The following is a 2,010-nucleotide window of genomic DNA, read 5'->3' as shown; positions in this document are numbered from 1 at the left end:
TCTACGTGCCCAACATCACGCCCGATGAGGAGACGGGCATCGGCGAGTGGAATTCGGCCGACTTCTACCGGATGTTGCACACCGGCGTGTCGCGCGATGGCGCCTTGATGTATCCAGTGATGCCGTTCGCCTCGTACTCCAAAGTTACGCGCGAGGATTCGGATGCCATCTTCGCCTACCTCATGTCGGTCCCGCCGGTGCGACAGCAGAACCGACCCCATGAGTTGAATTTCCCGTACAACAACCGTGAACTGCTGCTGGGATGGCGCACGCTGTATTTCAAGCAGGGTGAATACGTGGCGGAACCGAAGCAATCGGCTGAGTGGAATCGCGGTGCCTATCTCGTCCAGGGGCTTGGCCATTGCGCGATGTGTCACACGGCCATCAACGCGCTTGGCGGTTCGAGCGAGTCGAAGGCATTTGAAGGGGCCATGATTCCCAACCAGAATTGGTATGCACCGTCGCTCACGTCGAATCGCGAAGCCGGCCTTGGAAACTGGACCATCAAGGAAATCTCCGACTTGTTGCAGGCCGGTGTGTCTCACCGCGGCACGGTGTACGGGCCCATGGCCGAGGTGGTCTACAACAGCCTGCAGTATTTGAACGACGAAGATGTGGCGGCGATGGCCACCTACCTGAAAGCCTTGCCGCAGCGCGATGCGGAGCCCCCACCGACCAGCCAGGCTCGCCTTGTGAATCCGGGGACGATGGAGCTTGGCCGGCGCGTCTACGCCAACCAGTGCGCGATGTGTCATGGCGACGAGGGCAAGGGACAACCGCCTGCGTATCCGCCGCTGGCAGGCAACCAGTCGATCACCATGTCGTCCCCGGTCAATTCGATCAGGATGGTCCTCAACGGAGGCTACCCTCCGGGGACCAAGAAGAATCCGCGCCCGCACGGCATGCCGCCGTTCAATCACATCCTGAACGACGAAGAGGTCGCGGCTGTTGTGACTTACATCCGGGTCGCGTGGGACAACAGCGGCACACCGGTCACGTCTGCCCAATCCAATGAACTGCGCAAGGTACTGCCCGAATGAACACTGAAGCAATGACGGGGGAGCACGAAGCTGCGCCGTCGTCGGAAGACGCGCGCGTAGACCATATCGTCGGCCAGGGACCCTCCGGGACTTTCGCGGTCGCCGGGGTCGCGACCGCGATCGTGATCGCGATCTATTTTGCGTTCTACTTCTTCGCCTATCTGCCGCGGGGCGCTGTGCAGTGAGCGTCATGAACTCCCCTTCCTCTTCTCCTTCCCTTTCCCCGTCGCCTCATGGGTCTGAGGCTGTCGCAATCGCTGCCGAACGCCGCTGGGCCATCATCGTCGGGGTGATCATCGCGATGCTGGTTGCGATGATGATCGTGACCGGCCTGCACTGGGTCTCGATGCCTCCATCCCGGGTAGAGACGGTGGACGTGAAGACGTTGCACCTTAGCGGCGAGTTCGTCGAGGGCAATCTGGGCACAACCTTGGCCGACGGAAAGGTTACCGTGCGCCTGATTGCCCAGCAGTATTCGTTTGTGCCCCAGTGCATCGTCGTGCCGGCAGAAATGGCGGTGACGTTCCGCGGCACGGCCACGGACGCGATTCATGGATTCGTCATTGGAAGAACCAATGCCAACACCATGCTTGTCCCGGGTTTTGTTGCGACCTTCACGACGACATTCTCCGGAACCGGTGAAAAGCTCATGCCGTGCCACGAATACTGCGGCACCGGCCACGAGGCGATGTGGGGCCGTGTTCAGGTTATTCCCCCGGAGGAGTTTCTGGCCAAGGCCCGCGGCGGAGAAAGGCTTAGCTGTGTTCCACGCTAAAAAGCTCGTCCTTGCGCATTTCTGGGTAGCCTTTGTGGCTTTCCTGGGAGCCATTTTTCTGGGCGAGTGGCAGATGTTCGTGCGAAGCCCGCTCGCTGCGTGGGTCAACAACCCGGAGCACTATTACCGCTCTGTCACCGCACACGGCACTGTCATGGCTTACGTGATGCCGACCCTTGTTGCAATGGGCTTTGG

At 60.5% G+C, this 2,010-nt stretch carries 3 protein-coding genes and 1 pseudogene; all 4 read left to right on the top strand.

What is annotated here, in order from left to right; genetic code table 11:
* On the top strand, positions 1-1,040 hold a 1,040-nt coding region (locus tag RCH10_RS27545), incomplete at its 5' end, for a c-type cytochrome (RefSeq protein WP_409054834.1).
* Positions 1,037-1,225 (top strand): hypothetical protein, encoded by a 189-nt coding sequence (locus tag RCH10_RS27540; protein ID WP_409054835.1) that lies wholly within the window; start codon positions 1,037-1,039, stop codon positions 1,223-1,225. The genes RCH10_RS27545 and RCH10_RS27540, both read left to right, overlap by 4 nt.
* Before the next feature lie 5 nt (positions 1,226-1,230).
* Positions 1,231-1,815: a cytochrome C oxidase subunit II gene (locus RCH10_RS27535; protein WP_409054833.1), complete on the top strand. Its 585-nt coding sequence runs from the start codon at positions 1,231-1,233 to the stop codon at positions 1,813-1,815.
* A pseudogene (locus RCH10_RS27530) lies at positions 1,802-2,010 on the top strand (cytochrome C oxidase subunit I); the annotation flags it as partial. The gene RCH10_RS27535 and the pseudogene RCH10_RS27530, both read left to right, overlap by 14 nt.

The sequence above is a fragment of the Variovorax sp. GrIS 2.14 genome, assembly GCF_046115955.1.
Lineage (GTDB): Bacteria > Pseudomonadota > Gammaproteobacteria > Burkholderiales > Burkholderiaceae_C > Variovorax.
Note: the sequence above shows the minus strand (reverse complement) of the source record. Positions and strands in the feature narration are given on the sequence as shown.

What these genes read in the sequence shown, in the direction of transcription:
- RCH10_RS27540 (WP_409054835.1), top strand. Translation starts at nt 1,037, where the DNA reads ATGAACACTGAAGCAATGACGGGGGAGCACGAAGCTGCGCCGTCGTCG.
- RCH10_RS27535 (WP_409054833.1), top strand. Translation starts at nt 1,231, where the DNA reads ATGAACTCCCCTTCCTCTTCTCCTTCCCTTTCCCCGTCGCCTCATGGG.